The 21,067-nt window shown below is 50.1% G+C and carries 20 protein-coding genes and 2 tRNA genes; 8 read left to right on the top strand and 14 right to left on the bottom strand.

The genetic code is table 11. From position 1 onward, the window contains the following. Window positions 1–18: 18 nt before the first annotated feature. The 9 genes from C557_RS0116895 to C557_RS0116850 all read right to left on the bottom strand — a co-directional run bounded on the left by C557_RS0116895 (window position 19) and on the right by C557_RS0116850 (window position 7,992). On the bottom strand, window positions 19–381 hold the full coding sequence (locus tag C557_RS0116895; RefSeq protein WP_018753071.1) for an arsenate reductase family protein: 363 nt from the start codon (window positions 379–381) through the stop codon (window positions 19–21). 25 nt (window positions 382–406) lie between these two features. Continuing rightward, window positions 407–1,384, bottom strand: a complete 978-nt coding sequence (locus C557_RS0116890) for an RluA family pseudouridine synthase (RefSeq protein ID WP_018753070.1) — start codon at window positions 1,382–1,384, stop codon at window positions 407–409. Further along, on the bottom strand, window positions 1,381–1,953 hold the full coding sequence (locus C557_RS0116885) for a cob(I)yrinic acid a,c-diamide adenosyltransferase (protein ID WP_018753069.1): 573 nt from the start codon (window positions 1,951–1,953) through the stop codon (window positions 1,381–1,383). The genes C557_RS0116890 and C557_RS0116885 overlap by 4 nt, the downstream gene beginning before the upstream one ends. 150 nt (window positions 1,954–2,103) lie before the next feature. Beyond that, window positions 2,104–2,367, bottom strand: coding sequence for an aspartyl-phosphate phosphatase Spo0E family protein (locus C557_RS23700; RefSeq protein ID WP_018753068.1), 264 nt, complete (start codon window positions 2,365–2,367; stop codon window positions 2,104–2,106). A gap of 125 nt (window positions 2,368–2,492) precedes the next feature. Beyond that, window positions 2,493–3,701, bottom strand: a complete 1,209-nt coding sequence (locus tag C557_RS0116875) for an aminotransferase class I/II-fold pyridoxal phosphate-dependent enzyme (RefSeq protein ID WP_018753067.1) — start codon at window positions 3,699–3,701, stop codon at window positions 2,493–2,495. A gap of 13 nt (window positions 3,702–3,714) precedes the next feature. Beyond that, a complete protein-coding gene (locus tag C557_RS0116870) occupies window positions 3,715–4,215 on the bottom strand; it encodes an Lrp/AsnC family transcriptional regulator (RefSeq protein WP_018753066.1) in 501 nt (166 codons plus the stop codon). 266 nt (window positions 4,216–4,481) lie between these two features. Continuing rightward, the gene (locus tag C557_RS0116865) at window positions 4,482–5,066 is read right to left on the bottom strand and encodes a hypothetical protein (RefSeq protein ID WP_018753065.1); all 585 of its coding nucleotides are present in this window, start codon (window positions 5,064–5,066) and stop codon (window positions 4,482–4,484) included. A gap of 114 nt (window positions 5,067–5,180) precedes the next feature. Then, the gene (locus C557_RS0116855) at window positions 5,181–5,597 is read right to left on the bottom strand and encodes a DUF350 domain-containing protein (RefSeq protein WP_018753064.1); all 417 of its coding nucleotides are present in this window, start codon (window positions 5,595–5,597) and stop codon (window positions 5,181–5,183) included. Window positions 5,598–5,625: 28 nt separating this feature from the next. Further along, on the bottom strand, window positions 5,626–7,992 hold the full coding sequence (locus C557_RS0116850) for an endonuclease MutS2 (RefSeq protein ID WP_018753063.1): 2,367 nt from the start codon (window positions 7,990–7,992) through the stop codon (window positions 5,626–5,628). Between the two features lie 155 nt (window positions 7,993–8,147). Here C557_RS0116850 and C557_RS0116845 point away from each other — a divergent pair, with 155 nt between their 5' ends. Next, complete coding sequence (locus C557_RS0116845; protein ID WP_018753062.1) at window positions 8,148–8,510, top strand: phage holin family protein; 363 nt, start codon at window positions 8,148–8,150, stop codon at window positions 8,508–8,510. 210 nt (window positions 8,511–8,720) lie between these two features. Here C557_RS0116845 and C557_RS0116840 read toward each other — a convergent pair whose 3' ends face one another. From C557_RS0116840 to pheS, 3 genes are all read right to left on the bottom strand, one after another. Next, the gene (locus tag C557_RS0116840) at window positions 8,721–10,268 is read right to left on the bottom strand and encodes a cell division protein ZapA (RefSeq protein WP_018753061.1); all 1,548 of its coding nucleotides are present in this window, start codon (window positions 10,266–10,268) and stop codon (window positions 8,721–8,723) included. A 114-nt stretch (window positions 10,269–10,382) separates the two neighbouring features. Further along, window positions 10,383–12,830 (bottom strand): phenylalanine--tRNA ligase subunit beta, encoded by a 2,448-nt coding sequence (gene pheT / locus C557_RS0116835; protein WP_018753060.1) that lies wholly within the window; start codon window positions 12,828–12,830, stop codon window positions 10,383–10,385. 30 nt (window positions 12,831–12,860) lie between these two features. Next, window positions 12,861–13,895, bottom strand: coding sequence for a phenylalanine--tRNA ligase subunit alpha (gene pheS / locus C557_RS0116830; protein ID WP_018753059.1), 1,035 nt, complete (start codon window positions 13,893–13,895; stop codon window positions 12,861–12,863). Window positions 13,896–14,550: 655 nt separating this feature from the next. Between pheS and C557_RS0116825 the strand changes: the two genes are divergently transcribed. The 3 genes from C557_RS0116825 to C557_RS0116815 all read left to right on the top strand — a co-directional run bounded on the left by C557_RS0116825 (window position 14,551) and on the right by C557_RS0116815 (window position 15,024). Then, entirely contained in the window at window positions 14,551–14,745 is a 195-nt protein-coding gene (locus C557_RS0116825) for a YwbE family protein (protein ID WP_018753058.1), read from the top strand. A 121-nt stretch (window positions 14,746–14,866) separates the two neighbouring features. Beyond that, window positions 14,867–14,943, top strand: a tRNA-Pro gene (locus C557_RS0116820). A gap of 10 nt (window positions 14,944–14,953) precedes the next feature. Further along, a tRNA-Gly gene (locus C557_RS0116815) sits at window positions 14,954–15,024 on the top strand. A 121-nt stretch (window positions 15,025–15,145) separates the two neighbouring features. On the opposite strand, the gene C557_RS23695 is transcribed toward C557_RS0116815, so the two are convergent. Beyond that, entirely contained in the window at window positions 15,146–16,837 is a 1,692-nt protein-coding gene (locus C557_RS23695) for a putative bifunctional diguanylate cyclase/phosphodiesterase (protein WP_018753057.1), read from the bottom strand. A gap of 226 nt (window positions 16,838–17,063) precedes the next feature. Further along, window positions 17,064–18,029, bottom strand: coding sequence for an aldolase catalytic domain-containing protein (locus C557_RS0116805; protein ID WP_018753056.1), 966 nt, complete (start codon window positions 18,027–18,029; stop codon window positions 17,064–17,066). Window positions 18,030–18,213: 184 nt separating this feature from the next. Here C557_RS0116805 and C557_RS0116800 point away from each other — a divergent pair, with 184 nt between their 5' ends. From C557_RS0116800 to C557_RS0116785, 4 genes are read left to right on the top strand one after another with little or no spacing between them, the layout of a single operon-like run. Beyond that, window positions 18,214–18,450, top strand: coding sequence for a FeoA family protein (locus tag C557_RS0116800; RefSeq protein ID WP_018753055.1), 237 nt, complete (start codon window positions 18,214–18,216; stop codon window positions 18,448–18,450). 17 nt (window positions 18,451–18,467) lie between these two features. Further along, window positions 18,468–20,525 (top strand): ferrous iron transport protein B, encoded by a 2,058-nt coding sequence (gene feoB, locus C557_RS0116795; RefSeq protein ID WP_018753054.1) that lies wholly within the window; start codon window positions 18,468–18,470, stop codon window positions 20,523–20,525. Window positions 20,526–20,561: 36 nt separating this feature from the next. Further along, the gene (locus C557_RS24550) at window positions 20,562–20,738 is read left to right on the top strand and encodes a FeoB-associated Cys-rich membrane protein (RefSeq protein WP_018753053.1); all 177 of its coding nucleotides are present in this window, start codon (window positions 20,562–20,564) and stop codon (window positions 20,736–20,738) included. 20 nt (window positions 20,739–20,758) lie between these two features. Beyond that, window positions 20,759–20,980 (top strand): FeoA family protein, encoded by a 222-nt coding sequence (locus C557_RS0116785; RefSeq protein WP_018753052.1) that lies wholly within the window; start codon window positions 20,759–20,761, stop codon window positions 20,978–20,980. Window positions 20,981–21,067 lie beyond the last annotated feature (87 nt).

The raw sequence follows: 21,067 nt of genomic DNA, 5'->3' as shown, positions 1-21,067 counted from the left end.
GCTGTTTAACTTTTCACCTCAACCCCAGACTCGCTCGTATTCTTCTTCCTTGAACCCTACCGTCACGAGCGCTTGATCATCCCAAACGATCGGACGTTTAATCAGCATGCCATTCGCAGCGAGAATCGCAAGCTGCTCCGCTTCCATCATCCCGGCCAGCTTATCCTTAAGACCCAGTTCTCTGTATACCTCTCCACTCGTATTAAAGAACTTCTTCAATTCCAGTCCACTCAGTTCTACCAGTTGCTTTAATTCCTCGGCGCTTGGCGGTGTCTCGTGAATAGGACGCAAATCCAGCTCATGCCCCTTGGCCTTCAGCCACTGGATCGCCTTACGGCAAGTACCGCAGCGCGGATAATGGTAAACGATCAATTGGCTCATTCAGTTATCCTCCCTGCTCGATCTATTAAACAGCATGTTCGCCTGTACGCATCAGCTCCTGCAAGCGATGCATATCGTCAGGCAATTCTACTTGAAACACCAGGTCCTCTCCGGTTAAAGGATGGCGAAAGCCCAGTTCAGAAGCATGCAGAGCATGTCTGCCTATCGCCTCGTTCCAGTCCTGATTGGTTGGCAACGCAGAGATATCCCCATGCTCCAACGCCGGCTTTTGAGGAAGGCCATAGAACTTGTCCCCAATCAGCGGATGCCCGAACTCCGCCATATGAACTCTAATCTGATGGGTTCGGCCTGTGCCTAAACGCAATTCTACTCGCGCCCCTTGTCCATAACACTGCACAACCTTGTAGAAGGTTAACGCCGGATAGCCCGAAGGCGTCACAATTCGACGATGGGGCTCAGCCGGATCCCGGTCAATGGGGCCCTCAAGCGTTCCCTCACCAGGAGACGGGCAGCCATGCACCAAAGCCGTGTACTTCTTCAGGACCTTCCCTGCAATCATTTGTTCGGAAATATGCTGATGAACATAAGCATTTTTGGCGATGGCAAGCAGTCCGCTGGTCTCTTGGTCCAGCCGATGCACCGGGCGGAAGCGAAATTGCTCACCCTTCTCCTGCCAGTAATGCACCACCCCATTAGCCAGCGTGCCTGTATAATGACCATGTGTTGGATGGACAATAATCCCGGAGGCTTTATTAACGACCAACAAAGCCGCATCCTCGTAAATGATATCAAACGGAATAGGCTCAGGCAGGATATCGTTGGAGCTTTCCTTCTCCAGAGATATACTCACCATATCTCCGGCCTTAACCATCACACTGATGAACACACGCTCTCCGTTCAACTCAACTCCGCGTTCTGTCAACTTGATACGTGACATCAGCTTGCGAGAAACCCCAAGCCGCCTCTGCAATACGCTCTTGACCGTCCACCCTTGTTCAGCCTCGGTGACAAGGTAAGTGATCGGCTCGTAATATTCACTCATGATTTATTGCCAAACACCTTCCGGCTCCGCAAATACTCGACATCCGCCACTTGTGCAAGGCGATTCGCTGTACGAGCAGCCGCAAAGAAATAATCGGACAGGCGGTTCAAATATTTCAAAGCTTCCCGGTTAAGCTCCTTGCTGTGGCTCAGTGTAATAGCCCGGCGTTCTGCCCGGCGACACACGGTCCGGCAAACATGCAGGGCAGATGCAAGCGGCGTTCCGCCAGGGATAATAAACTTCTCAAGCGGGGGATTCTCTGCCTGATGCTGATCAATCCAGGTCTCCAAGCGTTCGATAGGCTCCCCTGTCATCTTGTAGCGCCGACTGTCGGACAGCTTGACGAAAGCAAGGTCTGAGCCACAATCGAACAGTTCCTGTTGGATTTGCAGCAGTTCCTCTCGAAGACCGATAAATGGTTCTTCATAAATCAGACTGCAAGCCTGGCCTACGAAACAATTCAACTCATCGATTGAGCCATAAGCCTCCACCTGTGCATCATCTTTATCAACTCTACCTCCGATGACCGAGGTTTGACCCTGATCACCGGTACGTGTATAGATGGCCATTTGTGATTCCTCCTATTTGCATCCTATCGTTCCATTTTATCATAAAACCTCGTCCCGCTGGATAGGAGCCCGCCCGATCGCCATGTCCCCTTCATATGAAGAAGGAGACCGATTTACGGCCTCCTTCTTCAACAAATTCATATAAAATGATCATTTATTCTTTTGGGATACTCGCATAAACTCATTTATTTTCAGATCCAGCAAGCTGCTGATTTCTATAACAATATCCGAGGTAAAAGAGTTCTCCTGCAGAAACAGCTTCTCCATCTTACTGCGCAGCAGGTATATCTCTTCCTCTAGCGTGACAGCATGTGGTGAATTGGGGTCATTTGCTCCATCCATCCATAAATTCGGTTCATGTCCTTCAGCGATTAAAAAGTTATTGAATGGCAGGTTGTATCCACCACAACGCAAAGAAATCCCTCCCTGAGAAACTAAAGCTTCTTCCAAAATCGAATTATACCATGTTAATCAATGAATAATCAATTAGAAAATGAAAGAATTGTTAATAAGCTCCATTTCCCGGCAGTGTATTCCTTTTATCCCTGCTTTAATCGATGGACAAACTCACCCATGCGTTGCAAAGCTTCGCTTAGCTGATTGACCCCTGTTGCATAGGAGCAACGTAAAAATCCTTCTCCTCCTGCTCCAAACACATTGCCCGGGACCGCTGCTACTTTAGCTTCAAGCAATAAACGTTGGGCAAATTCCTCCGAGCTCAGGCCGGTCGATGCAATGCTGGGAAAAGCGTAGAATGCCCCTTGCGGTTCATGACATTCCAAGCCGATATCCCGCAACCCCTGGACAACCAGACGGCGACGCTGATTATAGGATTCGATCATGTGATCTTTTTCCTCCAGCCCGTTCTTTAAAGCTTCGAGAGCAGCGACTTGGCCCATCACGGGAGCGCACATTACGGTGTATTGGTGAATCTTAAGCATGGCATAAATCAAATCCGGGTGTCCGCAAGCATAGCCCATACGCCAGCCCGTCATGGCAAATGCTTTGGAGAAGCCGTTGACCAGAATGGTCCGGTCGCGCATCCCCGGAATCGAAGCAAAGCTTACATGCTTTTGCCCATATGTTAATTCCGAATAGATTTCGTCGGAGATGACGATTAAATCATGCTCCTCTACCAGTTTGGCGATAGGCAGCCAATCCTCATAGGTCATAATGCCGCCGGTCGGATTGCTTGGATAGTTCAAGATGAGCACCTTTGATTTGGGTGTAATCCTGGCACGCAAATCCTCAGCCTGCAGCTTGAACTCATCGCGAGCGTAAGTCTCAACTTCGACCGGCACCCCTCCGCCAATGGAAGCGATTGGAGAATATGAAATATAGCAAGGCACAGGGACGAGAATTTCATCACCTGGCTCAATCAAGGCGCGCAAGGCCAAGTCAATAGCTTCGCTGCCCCCCACCGTAACCAGAACTTCATCCTTAGGATTGTATTTTACGTTGTAGCTCGTATATAAATATTCGGCAATGGCCTCACGCAGCTCAGGCGTTCCGGCATTGGATGTATAACTCGTGTAGCCGCGCTCCAGCGAATATACGCAAGCTTCCCGTACATGCCAGGGCGTAATAAAATCAGGTTCACCAACACCAAGTGTAATAATATCCTTGCTGCCGCTGACCAGATCGAAAAAGCGACGAATGCCCGAAGGCTGTATCTCTCTGACCAGTGGAGCCAAATAGGATGACATCGTTTTTTCAGACTGCTCGGCACCTTGTGATTGAATGCTCATCTCATTACTTCCTTTACGGAGAAATCAGCAAGCGGCGGTCTTCTTCCGGGTCCTCAAAGATGATGCCGTCTTGCTTATATTTTTTCAGAATAAAATGCGTCTTTGTGGACAATACCGACTCCAAGGTCGATAGTTTGTCAGAAACAAAGCTTGCGACCTCCTTCAAATTCTGGCCTTCCACCTCGACCAGTAAATCATACGCCCCGGACATCAAATAGACTGATTTCACTTGGGGAAATAAATAAATCCGTTCGGCAATGGCTTCAAAACCACGCCCGCGCTCCGGAGTGATTTGCACTTCAATCAGCGCCGTAACCTTGTCATCATCCAGCTTGCTCGGGTTCATGACCGTCGCATACTTGACGATAATATGGTCCTCTTCCAGTTCCTTAATGGCTTCCGCCACTTCTTCCGTCGTAACGCCCACAAGCGTTGCCAGTAAGTTCGCATCACGGCGGGCATCCTCTTTGAGGAGGTCCAGCAGTTTGAGCTTCAATTCGCTTAGTTGTTTCATCCCTCATCCTCCAGCGATGCTTCCAACAGCCCCAAACCTTTCCGGCAGCCGTCAGAATAATTTAATACTTATATTACATGAATTTATGACATCTGACTAGAAAAACAAGCCATGCCAAGTTAGCTTTTGCAATCCTGGATTTAAAACGCCAAACGAATGGGTATAACCTGCAGGTGATATCCTAGACGCAAAAAGAAGCCTGTCCTTATTGGGACAGGGCTTCTTGGCAGTTGTCACCTTAAGTAAATCGGGATACTTATGGAAGATCAGCGCTCCTCTTCACCGCTAATGACACGCATAAGCGAAAGACGGGCTTCCTCCGTCAGAAAACGGCTAACATGAAAGCAGGCCGTGCATACATACACGTTAAGCTCGGCAGAATCCGCCAGCAACGGCTCTTTCAGCCCGGAGGGCTGTACGGCTCCGAAGCCATGCTCTGCTGTTAATGGCTGCTTGCCGGCATAGAGCATATACTCGCGGCAATGCGGGCATTCAGGCACTTCCTCCTGACTGTCAAGAAGCTTTTCCACACCGGATTCATATTTGAGCAAGTCGCCTCCGGCAGCCGCAAATGCTTCCAGACGATGTATTCCGCCAAGATGGGAAGCCTCATCTTCATCATCCCAGTAGGCATTATCTCCATCATCATTATCTGCAGGATGCAAATGCTTCCGATCGTTGAAGGGATGGTCATCCGCCTCTTCCTCAAAGTCGTTATCCTCTCCAAGGGTAATACTCAGCGTCCGATAGCCCTTAAGCTCATTATGACAATGCGGGCACTCTTCCTCCGGACCAAGCTCTTCGTCCCAGACGATTTCCGTTTGGCACCATGGGCAAATTGTCGTTTCCATCTTTACGTTCATCCCTTCATCAAAAAAATAATCCCTGCAGCCAAAAACAGCACGGCAGCGATATATAATACTCTTATGAGATTTTTCATCCTGCGCTGCCTCCTTGAACCCAACCTAAACCACCCAAGCCCCGATCAAGAAGGACATCGAAACAGAGACTGCCAGCGCTATAAAGCCAACGCTGGTATTTCCATTCGCGATTTCCTCATCAATCTTGAATACCGGCGTCAAAAATTCAAATAACACATAAGCCGCAAGCAGCAGTACCGCTCCCACAGAGGACCAGATCATAAAATCATAAATGGAAGGATGATCCGCCGCATACCGAATAATATTGGACAAGCCGAATATCTTGCCCCCGGTTGCCAGCGACGCTGCCATATTGCCGCGTTTGATTTCTTGCCAGCAACGATATCTCGCCAGCAATTCAAAACAGGAAAGAAAAACGATCAATTCCAACACCGCTACGGAAAAGTAACCGAGCATCAGTCCCAGCGGCTGCTCCAACAATGGATCAATGTTATGGTTCAAGCCCGTCCTCCTCTCTTGCGCTCATGCTTTACTTCAATTCTGCTACGGTAACTCCCGTTCCGCCCTCTCCATAGTTGCCTAAGCGGTAGCTCTTGATATGTTTATGCTTTCGCAAATAATCCGAAATCCCGGTGCGCAGAACTCCTGTTCCTTTTCCGTGGATAATGTAAATTTGACCCAAATTTCCAAGGTAAGCTTCATCGATAAAACGGTCGACTTCAATCAGCGCCTCTTCGAGATTGGAGCCGCGGAGGTCAAGTTCGCTCCGCACCTGATCATCCCGCGTGCGCTTGAGATTGGTCACAGTGCGCTGGACCGGTTTGGGAGCCGCGGCCGCCGAGATTAACTCCATATCATCCAGGCTAACCTTCATTTTCATAATGCCTAGCTGGACCACTGCTTCCTTGCTGCCAGACAGCTCCACGACATGGCCCTTCTGATTGAGGCTGTATACCATCACCTCGTCGCCCGCCTCAATCTGCCTAGGCGTCTTGCCAGTTTTGCGAGTTACCGGGGTCTTCTTCCGCTTCTGCGGTTCGGCATCCTCCAGTTGCTTGCGGGCAGCGATCAGCTTATGCTCCTTGACAGCCGCTCCTTCCTCTTGGGCCAAGCGGCGCAGTTCTGTTATAATCTTCTCCGCTTCCTGACGGGCTTTGGCAATGATGGTCGCCGCCTCGTCCTCCGCCTTCTCGAGTCGCTTATCGCGCTGCTGCTCCAGCTTCTCCAGTTCAGCGGTATGGCGACTGCGCAGAGCTTCCAGCTCCCGCCGCAATTGCTCCGCCGTCTCTCTCTCCTGCTCGGCACCCAAACGGTTCTGCTCCAGGGAGGCAATCATGCTCTCTACCCGCATATCCTCTTCGTCCACTTCCCCCCGGGCGTAGTCCAGAATCGGGGCGGGCAGGCCCAGGCGCTCGGCGATGGCGAAGGCATTGCTTCGACCAGGAACCCCCACCAGCAGCCGATAGGTGGGACTTAGGGTAGCCACATCAAACTCCATACTGGCATTGACAACCCCCTTGCGCTCATAGGCGTATGCCTTCAATTCGCTGTAGTGGGTAGTTGCTACCATTCTGGAACCCATTGTATGAATATGCTCCAGAATAGCTATCGCCAGGGCCGAGCCCTCGGCAGGATCGGTGCCTGCGCCAAGTTCATCAAGCAACACCAGGCTTTTGGGTGTCATTCTCGACAGGATGGAGATGATATTCTTCATATGGCTGGAAAAGGTACTAAGGCTTTGCTCAATGCTCTGCTCATCCCCGATATCCGCATAAATGGCATCGAACACGCAGAGCTGGCTTCCTTCCTCCACCGGAACAAACAATCCGGACATGGCCATCAGGCTAAGCAAACCGATGGTCTTAAGGGTCACCGTTTTCCCGCCTGTATTTGGTCCCGTGACAATGATGGTCGTGTACTGGTTCCCCAGCTCCACATCAATTGGCACAACCTTATCTTGTGCAATGAGGGGATGACGCCCTTTTTTGAGCTTCAGGAAGCCACGGTCGTTCATTCGCGGCAGTGTTCCCTTCATTTCCCGGGCCAATCTGGCTTTGGCAAATATAAAATCCAACTGCCCCAGTACATCGCTATCGTACAGCAGCAGTTCAGCCTGTTCTCCCACAAGTGCTGTCAATTTCTGTAATATGACTTCAATCTCGCGTTCTTCTTTAAGTCTCGTCTCCCGCAGCTTGTTGTTCATCGCTACAATCGATTCCGGCTCAATGAACAGCGTGGCTCCCGAGCCGGACTGGTCATGTACAATACCCCCGAAATGAGAGCGGTATTCCGCCTTAACCGGAATCACAAAGCGATCGCCACGAATAGTGATTAATTGATCCTGCAACATTTTAGCTACGCTGGAGGAACGAATCATCGTATCCAGCTTCTCTCTGATCCGCACTTCTCCCCCACGCAACTCGCGGCGAATCCGGGCCAATTCAGAGCTGGCGGAATCCTGTACCTCAGCGTTATCATCAATGCAACGCTTGATGGCTTCTTCCAGCGCCTTCTGATCGCTAAGAGCCTCGCTGAGCGTCGCTAACAGCTCCAGCACATGCTCCTCATGCATCGCTGCCATGTATCGCTTGATTCGACGCGAGCCTTCCAGCGTTGTGGCAATCCCCAACAGCTCATGGGGATTTAGTGTTCCGCCAATCCGCGCCCGCTTGACCGCCGGCGTAATATCTACGATACCGCCAAAGCTAGGCGCTCCTTTAAGACGATCCGCCTTAAATGCTTCATCGGTGGCCTGAAGCATGCGCTTGACATCCCCCAGATCGCTGACGGGAAGCAAAGCTTCAGCCGCTTGCTTGCCGATAGGCGTTTGAGAAAAATGAACCAATTGATCTATAATTTTTCGATATTCCATTGTTTTTAAAATTTTCTCGTCCAAGAACGTTCACGACTCCCCTCAAACTATGCTTTTATTATAACGAAACCATTCATTTTTCGCCATTTGCCCCCTGCACACATAAGAACACGTTTCATGGAACATGCTAATTGTGTAATAGCCAGTGTACACATTTTCCAAAGAAGGAGGCTATGTACATGAATTTTCTAGGACATGTCGTAAGGTTTATCGTTTCCGCCCTAGTTCTGCTTGTTGTAGGGTGGCTTGTACCGCAATTTAATATCGGCGGTTTTGGCAGCGCCCTGTTGCTCTCTTTGGTCATTGCTCTTTTGGGCTGGGCTGTTGAAGGCATCTTCGGGAGAAGGGTCAACCCCTTTGGACGGGGAATCGTCGGCTTTCTTACAAGCGCACTTGTGATCTGGCTTGCCCAGTTCATCATTGCCGGCGTATCCGTCTCACTCATCGGCGCTCTGCTGGCCGCATTGGTCATCGGTATCATCGACCTGTTCATTCCTGTGGCAACCCCTTTTGACGCAGGGAGAGAAAGATCGACCCGATAATCAAGTACGACTGCTTAGAGCAAAAAGGCTTTCCTCTCGTTTCATACGGAGTAGGGGGCCTTTTTGTCTCATACATAACTCCGCTTATTAGGATGTTCAACAATTAGTCAAACCTGTTCAATATGCTTGCTGTATGGTTTCTACCACCATTGTTGAATAGGAAGATCAAACAGAGCCCGCGGCACCTAGCCGGGGCTCTGGATCGTTCAATCAGGTTTGGTCCTGCTCAATCAACTCAATCCATTCGTTAAATTCCGTTTGCAGCTTGGCGTAATCGTTCTTCAAGCGCTGATATTCCTCTTCCTGCTTGGCCATCTTCTCACGCTCGTTCTCCCGCTCCAGTTGCATCAACCGATATTCATGCGAGACAACCTCATAGCTGTCGGTCACTTGCTGCAATTGCTCAGCAAGCTGCTGCTTTTGTTCCTTCAACGACTCCACGTCCTGTACCAGAGTCAAGGCCTGCTCGCTGCCTGCTGCACTCTCCTGCTGCCATTCATCAAGCTGCCGTTGCATTTCACTTTCCTTCTCGCGCCAGGAGTTTAGCTCACGCTCAGCGGAAGCCCATTGCTTCTTCCACACCAGCTCTCGTTCCTCAGCGGCCAACTTGAACTGCTCCAGTTCCTCTGCCAAATCCGCCGCTTCCTTGCGTTCGCTCTCCAGTTCTTGGATGCGATCTTGCCACCCATCCAACTCTTCCTTCAAACGCCGCATCTCTTCTGCCGCAGATCTGGCAGAGAGCATGGCGCTCTCGCGCTCTCGATCTCCCTGCTCCAGCTTCAAGCGCAACGCATCCAATTCACCTGCCAGAGCAGCCGCCTTGCCCTGCTCGGCCTTTAGCCTGCTGACCGTTTTCTCAAACTCGATGTTCTGCGCTTGGAGCTGCTCGGACAGTTGCTCGTTGCGCCCTTCGGCATCCAGCAAATTGATTTCCAGTCCGCTAAGCTCCTCATTTCTCTTCTCCGCCAGCTTCTGCCAGGATTTCTCGTTTTGTACCGCTGCTGCTACTTCAGAACGGAGCTTATCCTTCAGGCTTTTGGCTTCCTGCAATTGCTGCTGCAATTGCTTGGCCTTCGCTTCCGCACCAAAGAGCCTATCCTGAAGCTCCTTGGATTGCTGTTCCAGCTTGCTGCTATGGTGTTGTGCCCGCTGTTCTGCGGTCTTTGCTGCTTGCTCACTGCGTATCGCCTCCTGAAGCTGTTGCTGAAGCTTGGCTCCCGCTTCCTTCTCCTTGGAGGTTTGCTGCTCCGCTTGGCGCAGCTTGGCTTGCAGCTGGGAATTGCTATTCCGCTGCTCGCCAAGCTGGCGCTCCAATTCCTGCACCCGGCTGCGAAGCTTGCCAGCATCGCCTTCCTGAACTTGCAACGAAGCCTCAAGCTTCTCCTTTTGCTCGGCGAGTTGCTTTCGCTCATCCTTTAGCTTCTGATGTTCTTCCTGAAGTGCCTTGTACATCTCCTCCTGCTTGGCTTGCAGGCTTTGAAGAACCCCGTTCTCCTGGTCCACAACCGCCTTTTCTTGCTTCATACTCTGCAATTCGGCTTGCACTTGCTCCACCTTGATGGCTTCCTCAGCCATTCGCACGGCAGCCAATACAGCCAGACGGGGGGTATCCAAATGAGTGTATACTTGAGAGATGCTGCGCATATGTTCATCAACGCGGCGTGCAACCTGCTTCATGTACTCCGCGCTGCTGCCGACGATTTTATAAGAATTTCCATAGATTTCTACGTTCACGCTAATTCGGCCTGGGTTACTCAAAGCTTTGTGCCTCCTTTGTTCCTCATATGTCGTCTCCTGATGTCTGATCATACACAAAAGTCACATCGAATCGGTTATCTTACTTTGATTCGATGTGACTTTGCCCAATTCCTGCTATTTTCTAAGCTCAGCCGCAAAAGTTTGCGACAAACGATCCACGACCTGATTATGGACTGTCGTCACCTCTTCATCCGTCAGCGTCCGTTCCTTATCGCGGTAGACCAGGGACAAGGCTACGCTCTTCTTGCCTTCGCCCAGTTTGGACCCGGTAAATACGTCAAATACTTGTACCGACTCCAACCATTCTCCTCCAGTCTCGTGAATAGCAGCAATGAGGGCTCCAGCTTCCACCTCAGTGTCCACCACAACTGCAATATCGCGTTGCATCGCCGGATAACGTGGCAATTCGTGGTAAGCCACAGCTTCCCCGGCCTCAAGAAACAATGGTCCCAGCAGTATTTCTGCTGTATAAGTATCCTCGAGATCCATCTCACGCTGCACCTCAGGATGAAGTTGCCCCAGCGAACCCAGCTTCTGCTTGCCTTTCGGGCCATTTAAATAAACGGAAGCCGAGCGTCCCGGATGAAAGCCCTTGGGCTGATCCGCCTCATAAGATATTTGCTCTTCCAGCCCCAAATAAGCAAAGAGACTTTCGAGCGCTCCCTTCAGATCAAAGAAATCAACCTTCTCTGCCGTCATATTCCAACGTTTCTCTGTACGCTCGCCTGTTAATAGCAGGCCAAGCACCGAAAATTCGTGTGGTTGCCGAGTCAGCTTGTCTTCATCGGATAAGAACACCGTGCCGAACTCGAACAAGGCCAGATTATCCTGCTTGCGATTCCGGTTATAGGCGGCAATCTCCATCATGCCCGGCAACAAGCTTCCCCGCAGTACACTACGTTCCTCACTCATCGGCATGGCCAGACGAATCTCTTGGTCCTCCTTGACGAGTCTCGGGAAGCTGGCGCTTGCCCCTTCACGAATAAAGGAATACCCCATGACCTCTTGCCAGCCACCGTGGACAAGCAGACTGCGCAATGAGCGGCGCAGGCGTTGCGGCTTGGTGTAGCCCCCTGCCGTCGTTACACCTTCAATCATCGTCGTCGGAATCCGGTCGTACCCGTACAATCTCGCTACCTCTTCAATTAAATCAACGTCTCGGGTGATATCTCCCCGCCGCGTTGGAATTTGTACCTTCAGCGCACCCTGCGTCTCCGTCGCAGCAAAATGCAAACGATCGAAAATATTTTTAGCTTCCGTTAAGGAAATGTCTGTACCTAAATAGTCATTGACCTTCTGCAGCGGCAGTTCAATCACCAATTGCTGCGTCTGCCCTTGTACTGCCTCTACGATGCCTTTGCTTACACTGCCACCCGCATGTGCAGACATGAATGCTGCTGCGCGATTCAGTGCCGGAATGACCGCTTCCGGATCAACTTCCTTCTCGAAGCGCTGCGAGGCTTCCGAACGCAAGCCCAGTGTACGGGAGGTTTTGCGAACCGTACCACCATCGAACTTTGCCGACTCCAGGACGATATTGACGGTTTGCTCCGTAACCTCGGAGTCTTGTCCACCCATCACACCTGCCAATGCAACCGGATGATCCTCTCCATCTACAATAAAGAGGGCTCCGGCTTCCAGCGAACGCTCCTGACCATCCAGGGTCACCAGCTTTTCGCCTGCTCTGGCCTCGCGAACGCCGAGCATTCCGCCGCGAATCCGATCCGCGTCAAAAGCATGCAGAGGCTGCCCATATTCAAGCATTACATAGTTAGTGATGTCAACAATGTTATTAATCGGACGAATGCCTGCCGCCATCAAGCGGTTTTGCATCCATAACGGCGATGTCCCGACCTTGACGCCGGAAATATAGCGCACGGCGTAATGACTGCAGAGCTCGGGAGCAGCAATATGAACCTTGATCTGTTCCCCAGCTTGCTGCGCCGATTCAGTCAGCTCTTGATCCGGCTGCGGCAACTGCACATCACGGCCCAGGATAGCACCTACCTCATAGGCGGCCCCCAACATGCTGAGACAATCGGAGCGGTTTGGCGTCAAATCGAAATCCAGCACTTTATCGTCTAGGCCAAGCAGCGTGGTAATTGGCGTTCCTACTGCCGTGTCCCCAGGCAATACGAGAATACCTTCCTGCAGCTCCTTGGGCAACAGCTTGTCATTCATTCCAAGTTCCTTGGCAGAGCAAATCATGCCTTGCGAAAGAACCCCGCGAAGCTTTGCTTTCTTGATCGCCAAGCCGCCTGGCAGCTTAGCCCCAACCAAGGCCACCGGCACCTTCTGCCCGGCATCCACATTTTTGGCGCCGCAAACGATCTGCAAATCCTCTTCCTGTCCGGCATCGACGGTACATATGTTAAGCTTATCCGCATCGGGATGTTTTTCCTTGCTTTTGACAAAACCAACCACAACTCCTGTTACGCCTTGGTTCCGGTTCTCAACAGAATCAATTTCGATCCCGGAGCGGGTAATTCGCTCAGCCAACTCCTCTATATTGACTTCATCCAGCGAAATATAGTCTGACAACCATTCGGTTGATACTTTCATAGCTGTTCCCCTTCCTTTCTCACAGTAAAATTAAACTCTGGCAAACTGCTGAAGAAACCGCATATCATTATTGAAGAAATAGCGGATATCGTCCACTCCGTATTTGAGCATGGCGATCCGTTCCATTCCCATCCCGAAGGCAAAGCCGCTGTATTCTTCAGGATCATAACCGCTCATCTCCAGCACGCGTGGATGCACCATTCCGCTGCCAAGAATCTCCAGCCAGCCGGACTGCTTGCACACCCGGCATCCGTGGCCACCGCATTTCATACACGTCACATCAACCTCGACACTGGGTTCCGTGAAGGGGAAGAAGCTTGGACGCAGACGAATTTGCGTATCTTGTCCAAACATTTTGCGCGTGAATTCCAGAAGGGTCCCTTTCAGATCACTCATGCGAATTCTTTTACCCACCACCAGACCTTCAATCTGATGAAATTGAAACGAATGGGTCGCATCATCGTCATCCCGCCGGAACACGCGGCCCGGGCAAATCACCTTCACCGGTACCTCGCCCTGCATCGCTTCCATCGTCCGTACTTGCACCGGAGAAGTATGTGTCCGCATGAGCAAATCCTCGGTCAGGTAGAAAGAATCCTGCATATCGCGAGCCGGATGGTTTTTCGGTAAATTCAGCGCCTCGAAATTGTAATAGTCGGTTTCGACCTCCGGCCCCTCGGCAATCCGGTAGCCCATTCCGATAAAAATATCTTCAATCTCCTGGATGACCTGATTCAGAGGATGAACACTTCCCTGCTTGAGAGGGCGTCCTGGCAAAGTTACATCAACCTTCTCCGCCGCCAACCGCGCCTCCGTCTCCTGGCGCTGGAAATAGGACTGCTTCTCTTCGATGACCGCCTCAATAGCGCCGCGCACCTCATTGCCGACCTGACCAATCACCGGGCGCTCCTCCGCACTCAGTCCACCCATTCCCCGCAAAATTTCAGTTAACGCACCTTTTTTACCTAAATATTTGACCCGCAGCTCATTCAAATGCCCCGCATCAGACGTCTCCGCGAGCGCCTTGAGCGCCTCCGTTTTGAGTAGTTCCAGACGTTCTTTCATCAATAGCTCCTCCTAATAAAACAAAATAAAAAAAGGCCTTTCTCCCGTAAGGGACGAAAAGACCGTGGTACCACCCTTGTTAAAACAGCATTGCTTCCGCTATCCCCGGTGGAGCGGCTAGGCATATGACTGCTTTCACTTTAACGAGATAACGGCTCGCAGCCGGTACCCTCTACTACGCCTTTATTCAGGCCAACAAGCGGCCCGCAGCCAGCGGTTCAAGGAACTGCTCCAGAGTGAACTTCGGCAAAGCCGTCTTCCCCGAGAGACGCTCTCAATCAATGACGTCTCTTCCCTGTCAGGAGGCTGTTGCTTACTCTTCTCCATCATTGCATGTAAATCACTATGGTTCTTATACCTTCTTAAAGCATTCAGCCAGCAATCACCTAGCTTTCACTCTGTTATTATAAGCTAAATTCTTCATCATTGGCAAGGCGGGGCATAAATATGGTATCTTTAATCGAGCTAAACATTTAAGCGGCAGTTCAAAAAGTCCTCTTTTGATCACGAAGTGGTTCAAGAGGTACGTTCAACATCGAGTCTTGAATTCATCCGGGCCTTCCGATGCTCACGTACTCAATACGTACGCCCCGCTGCTCAGTCCCTGCTTCATCCAATCTTGAACACACACTTTAAGCTAAAGGAGAACTCAACGATGAACGGCAACGAACGCAAAAATATTAGTCCCGGCTTGACCGTGGATATTGTATTAAAAAAGGACCAGCCTACCGGCAAGCTGACCCGCGGCATCGTCAAGGATATCTTAACTAACTCCCCCAATCACCCTCATGGAATCAAGGTCCGCCTGCAGGACGGGCAAGTTGGGCGAGTAAAACACGTCCATTCCTGACCTTTAGTGACCTGCTTTTTATACCCTAAAAACAATCCTTGATAAGAGCACCGGAAAAAGTTCTTGCAACTCTTTCCGGGAAGTGGTATATTATATTTTGTCTTCGCTAAATTGTTGTTTTCGGGATGTAGCTCAGCTTGGTAGAGCACCTGGTTTGGGACCAGGGGGTCGCATGTTCAAATCGTGTCATCCCGACCATTAGCATATTGCGGGTGTAGTTCAATGGTAGAACTCCAGCCTTCCAAGCTGGTAGCGTGGGTTCGATTCCCATCACCCGCTTCGCTTATTGTAAAAGACGGTGCCCCTCAGTCATCGATAATGACTTGTGGGACACCCTTTTTTTATCCATAATCTAAAAAGACGGGAACTACGCAAATACGCAATCCGCCGTCCAAATCAATTAGCTAACCAGCCGGCTAAGAAACTTTCGTTCCAGCACCTCTGCAGATACCGGTCTACTGAATAAATAGCCTTGTGCTTCATGACATTTCTGAAGCTTCAAAAATTGCAGCTGTGCCTCGTTCTCCACACCTTCGGCGGTAACCTTCAGATTTAAATGATGTGCCATTGTCGTAATCGTGGAAATAATGGCGGCATCATTGCAATCATACATAACCTCCCGCACAAATGCCCGGTCAATCTTCAGGCGGTCAATTGGCAAGCTCTTTAAATAGTAAAGTGAACTATAGCCTGTACCAAAATCGTCTATGCTTATATGTATACCCAGCTTCTTCAACCCATTTAATTGCTCTAACGCCGTTTCAATATCGTAAGTCATGCTCTCCGTCACTTCCAGCTCCAGGTACCGCGGCTCCAGGCCCACCTCGTGCAGAATCGCTCCCACCCGTTCGGCCAAATTATATTGGCGGAACTGCCGCATCGACAAGTTAACAGATACGCTAATCGGCTCATACCCCTCAAGCTGCCACTGTTTGTTGTACTGACAGGCTGTCTTCAATACCCATTCACCTAATGGGACAATCAGACCGCTATCCTCCGCCAACGGAATAAACTCATTAGGTGGCAGTATCCCCCGCTTGGGATGATTCCAGCGAACAAGCGCTTCAATGCCAACCATCCGTCCCGTGTCCAGGCAAATCTGCGGCTGAAATTCCAGAAACAATTCGTCACGCTCCAGTGCCTTCCTCATGTCGTTCTCCAGCTCTACTCGGAGTTGAGTCCGTTGCTTCATAGAAGGGTTATACCGTATAAAATCATGACCTTGCTCTTTGGCTTGCTGTACCGCCATATCAGCATATTGAATCATCTGATCCACAGAATCGCCGTCATCGGGATAGACGGACAAGCCCATGCTCAAGGTAATATGATACTCGGTATCATCGATCAGCACTAACGGATCTACGAAGATAATCAGTTGCTTGGCCCGGGCTTCAAGCGCGTCAATATTCGGCATATCAGGCAGCAGAACCGCAAATTCAGCTTCACCCATTCTATAGATTTGCTCCCGTTCTTGGCACAGCGCCGCCAAACGGCTGCCGAGTTCAGTCAGCAGCTTGTCCCCCGCTCCATATCCTAACGAATCGTTAATCGCCTTGAATCGGTCAATATGGATCACCCCTACCCCGGTTGAGGTATGAGACATTCCCAAAGAATCGCCAATATTCTCTCTCATCTGCCGAAGATTCGGCAACCCGGTTACTTCATCATAATAAGACATACGTTTCATCTGTGCTTCAATCTGCTGTCGACCACGCAGCGGCTCCTCAACCGTCAAGCGATAAGCACCCTTCAATACAATATAATAGGAAATAAACATATAGCACTGTCCAGCCGCCTGAACCAGCCCATACCCCGGTTCCTGCGGCAAAATCAACAATAAATGACCCATAAACATGAATATCATTGCTCTAATAAGCGTCCGCATGGCCGGGGAACGCATTCCCTGCTGACGCTGGCGCAACCACACGGCTACCCCTGATACAATATACAGCAGAATCAACCCAATCAGAACAAGCCATCGGGCCGATTCAGGCCAATTTATTGCAGACGACAAACGAATAATCACAATCATCGCCGCCAAACCAATAATCCCTTGGATGATTGTTGCCTTCTGTTCTGTCCCTATCCTCATGTCCATCATCCTCCAACGGTAGGTTACGTGCGATGCACTGAAAGTACCTAATGCTATCAATTCAACATTTTCCTCTCTTTTCCTGCCTTACCATCTAACTTTGTCGAGAAAAAGGAGAGCCACTCCCCGGCAGCTTCGGATGAAATCATACAAAAAAGAGCCCTCATCCTCCGTAATCAACGGGGATGAGGACTCTTGCATAGCTCAAAAAATTAATTTGCTCAGCTTATTTTTTGGTGCGGACAACGGTTGTTTCCGGAGTTGTCAGCTTGTCATAAAAATCAACGGTCTTGTCTTTGTCGTCCGAAGCCCGAAGCGCCATTGCCGAACGTGGATGCTCATCAAGCGTACCTGTGATCATATAAGGAATCAAGTAACCCCATTCTTCCTTCTCGCGAAGTGGAATTAGCAATTCCTCCAGCACGCTGAGCACTGGACGCAAGTTATAACTCGTATTCTTCAAATGTGTGACCAGCAGCTCTGTAGGACAGTTACCCGCGGCGCGTCCCATCCCGTAAACAGAAGCATCCAGGAGTTCAACGCCAAGGTCGGCTGCAACCAGCGTATTAGAGAAAGCCAGTTGCATGTTGTTGTGCGTATGCACCCCTAGCCGTTTGTCCGGCAAATGGGTCTTGAATTTGTTCACCAGATATTCCATGTCCTTATAATCAAGGCTACCATAAGAATCGACGATATAAACGACGTCAACGACGCTCTGTTTGATCATCCCAAAGGCTTCCAGCAGTTCATGCTCCATTACATTAGACAGTGCCATGATATTAATCGTCGTTTCATAGCCGCGGTCATGGAACAATTGAACCAATTGCAACGCCTTATCCACATCTTTAATGTAGCAAGCTACCCGAATCAAATCGAGTAGGCTTTCGCTTCGCGGCAAAATATCACCTTCGTCTACACGGCCGATATCTACCAGTGCAGACAGCTTTGTTGTTCCTTTCTGAGGAATAACCTTGTGCAGAAAATCATCGTTAAGGAACCGCCAAGGACCTGCCTCATCAGCCCCTTTTAACAATTTAGGGGAGTTTTTATAGCCGATTTCCATATAGTCCACACCTGCTTCATTCAAGCCGGCGTACAATTTTTGGACAAATTCGACGCTGAAATCCCAGTTGTTCACCAGACCACCATCTCGTATGGTGCAATCCACAATCTTGCATTGATTGGCTTTCATCCTTGCATGTTCCTCTCCGTCTTAGTTTACTATTCATCTTACTTGATGCTGCTTCCAAAAGTAAAGGGCGTTCCCGATATGATTTTGTTCACAGTACAGCTTGAAACTGCATGATATATTACTTTTGGGTCTAATTGAGATTGATTCTCAATTAAGTTTACACTTGGTGTTGGAGGTTATCCAGATGATAGTATCCTTAAAAGAGCTAAAACCCAAAGAAAGCGGCATTATCAAAAATATCGGAGCCAGCGGTCCTCTCCGGCGAAGGCTGATGGATATGGGAATTACCCCGGGAGCCACCATTATGATGAAGAAAGTCGCTCCCCTTGGCGATCCGCTGGAGATTCATATTCGCGGTTACGACTTAAGCATACGTAAATCAGAAGCAGACCAAATCACAGTCGAGAAAATAAATTTATAAATGAAGGATGAAGAACGATGGCCTACCGATTTGCATTAGCAGGCAACCCCAATAGCGGCAAGACAACCCTCTTTAATCATTTGACAGGCAACAATGCCCATGTTGGCAATTGGCCTGGCGTCACGGTAGAACGACGCGAGGGAAGATGCAAGAAAAGCAGAGAAAATATCGTAATTATCGACTTGCCCGGAATTTATTCTCTTTCTCCGTATACCGCAGAAGAGATTGTTGCCCGGGATTTTTTGGCTAACGATCAGCCGGACGTCATTATTAATATTGTTGATGCCACCAATATTGAACGCAACTTATATCTGACCACACAACTGCTGGAATTGGGAATTCCCAGCATCATTGCCCTCAATATGATGGATGAAGTGGAGCTTCGCGGAGACCAGATCGACATCGCGGGCTTAGAGCAGCGCCTGGGGGTGCCCATTGTTCCGATTGTAGCCACCAAGCATCAAGGCATCAAGGAATTGCTGGAGAAGGCTGTCGCCTTTCATCATCAATCTCAGACCACTCCTGAAAGTCCGCTCAAGAACACAAAATTGTACGGAGCCATGCAGGAAATCAGCGAGACATTGAAGGCAGGCGGATACGAGAATACCTTATTTCATGCCATCAAGCTGCTGGAGAAGGATGAGAAGATCAAGTCAACGCTGAAGCTCTCCGCTTCTCTGGAGTCCACTATTGATCACATCGTAAACGAGGCTGAACGAGCGGCGGATGGCGAGCTTGAGACGTTGATTGCGGATTTGCGTTATCAGTATATCAGTGATGCCATCTCTCGCCACGTCAAGAAGGGCCTCCGGCCTGGAAAGCTCTCCTTCTCGGATAAAGTGGATAAAATTGTGACCCATCGCATATTAGGACTTCCTATCTTCTTTGCCATTATGTACCTGATTTTTGAGATGGCCGTAGGGTCTATCGGCGCCTTGATCGTCGATCCGTTCGGAGCTCTCGTGACCGAAATTCTGCCAGATGCAGCCTCACGCTTCCTGGAATGGGCAGGTGCCTCCGATGTTATTCAAGGGCTTGTTGTAGGCGGAGTTATTACCGGGGTCGGGAACGTCCTCTCCTTCCTTCCGCAAATCGTTATTCTTTTCTTGTGCCTGTCCGTACTGGAAGACATCGGCTATATGTCCAGAGTAGCGTTCGTTATGGACCGCCTCTTCCGTCATTTTGGTCTTTCAGGGAAAGCCTTCGTACCCCTGTTAATGGGTTATGGCTGCGCAGTCCCCGCCATTATGGCTACGCGTACGCTGGAGGACGAACGAAGCCGCCGCTTAACAATCACCTTGATGCCGTTTATGTCTTGCAGCGCACGGATTCCTGTATATGCTGTATTTGCCGGAGCCTTTTTTGCCGCTCACCGAGGACTCGTCGTCTTCAGCATTTATTTCTTGGGCATTGTCATGGCCATGCTGTCATGCCTGCTGCTCAATCGAACCGTCCTGCGTGGTGAGTCTGCGCCATTTGTCATGGAACTTCCGCCTTACCGCATTCCTACCTTGAAATCAACGGTGTCTCATACTTGGGAGAAGGCCAAAGGATATGTCATCAAGGTCGGAACGATTCTGCTATCCATGACCGTTGTCATTTGGTTCCTCCAAAGCTTCAACTTCTCTTTTCAAATGGTGGATGATCCTTCCCAAAGCATATTCGGCGCCATCGGCAAAGTAATTGCCCCACTCTTCACCTGGAATGGCTTCGGCTTTGTCAAGGATTCGTCAGTCGTTCATTGGCAGATTGGTGCCGCCTTGCTGACAGGCTTGATCGCCAAGGAAGCCGTTGTTAGTACCTTGGGAATTCTCTATATTAATACGGGAACCGAAGAGCTCACAGCCGCCTTGGGTACAGCTTTGCAAGCGCACTTCACACCGCTGGCCGCCTTTTCTGTCATGGTGTTTGTGTTGTTGTATGCTCCATGTGTTGCGGCGATTTCCACAGCGAAGAAAGAATTGGGCTCCTGGAAATGGACTTTGTTCACCGTGGCTTATCAATGCGGCTTAGCCTGGGTAATATCCATGCTGGTTTATCAAGTCGGGCATCTGCTGGGAATCGGCATTGCCTAAATTCATATGTATCCATATCTAAGGAGGGGAATTTTCATGATTGATTACCTGATCATTGCTATCCTGGCCGGAATTATCGGCTTCACCGTATACCGCTATATCAAGCGTCAGAAATCAGGCGGAGGTTGTGCCGGATGCAGCGGCTCCTGCGAGCAATTCAGCTCCTGCTGCGAGCTCCAGAAGCACTCTAAAGCTTCAGAACAACGCCCTTAAACCAAGGAGGACTTCATCATATGCCACTAACTATGCTGCCTCCAGGTCAGGAGGCTATCATACGCGAGTGTAAAGCCTCCGACGCCACTCGCAAGTTTCTCGAAGGTCTTGGTATCGTACCCGGGGCTTCCATTACAGTTGTTAATGAAACGGGTGGCAATCTGATCGTTAACGTCAAGGGCTCGCGGCTGGCCTTAAGCAAGGCTATTGCCGGCCACCTATATATCTCGTTAACTCGCTAGCACAGCAATTGAAGGAAGGCTCCTTGCTCCACGGCCACAGCGGCGGAGCAAGGAGCCCTTTCAATTGGAGTCCCTTTGCTTCAATAA

This window comes from Paenibacillus sanguinis 2301083 = DSM 16941, assembly GCF_000374825.1.
Classification (GTDB): Bacteria; Bacillota; Bacilli; order Paenibacillales; family Paenibacillaceae; genus Fontibacillus; species Fontibacillus sanguinis.
The sequence above is the reverse complement of the archived record's forward strand: the minus strand, read 5'-3'. Positions and strand labels throughout refer to the sequence as shown.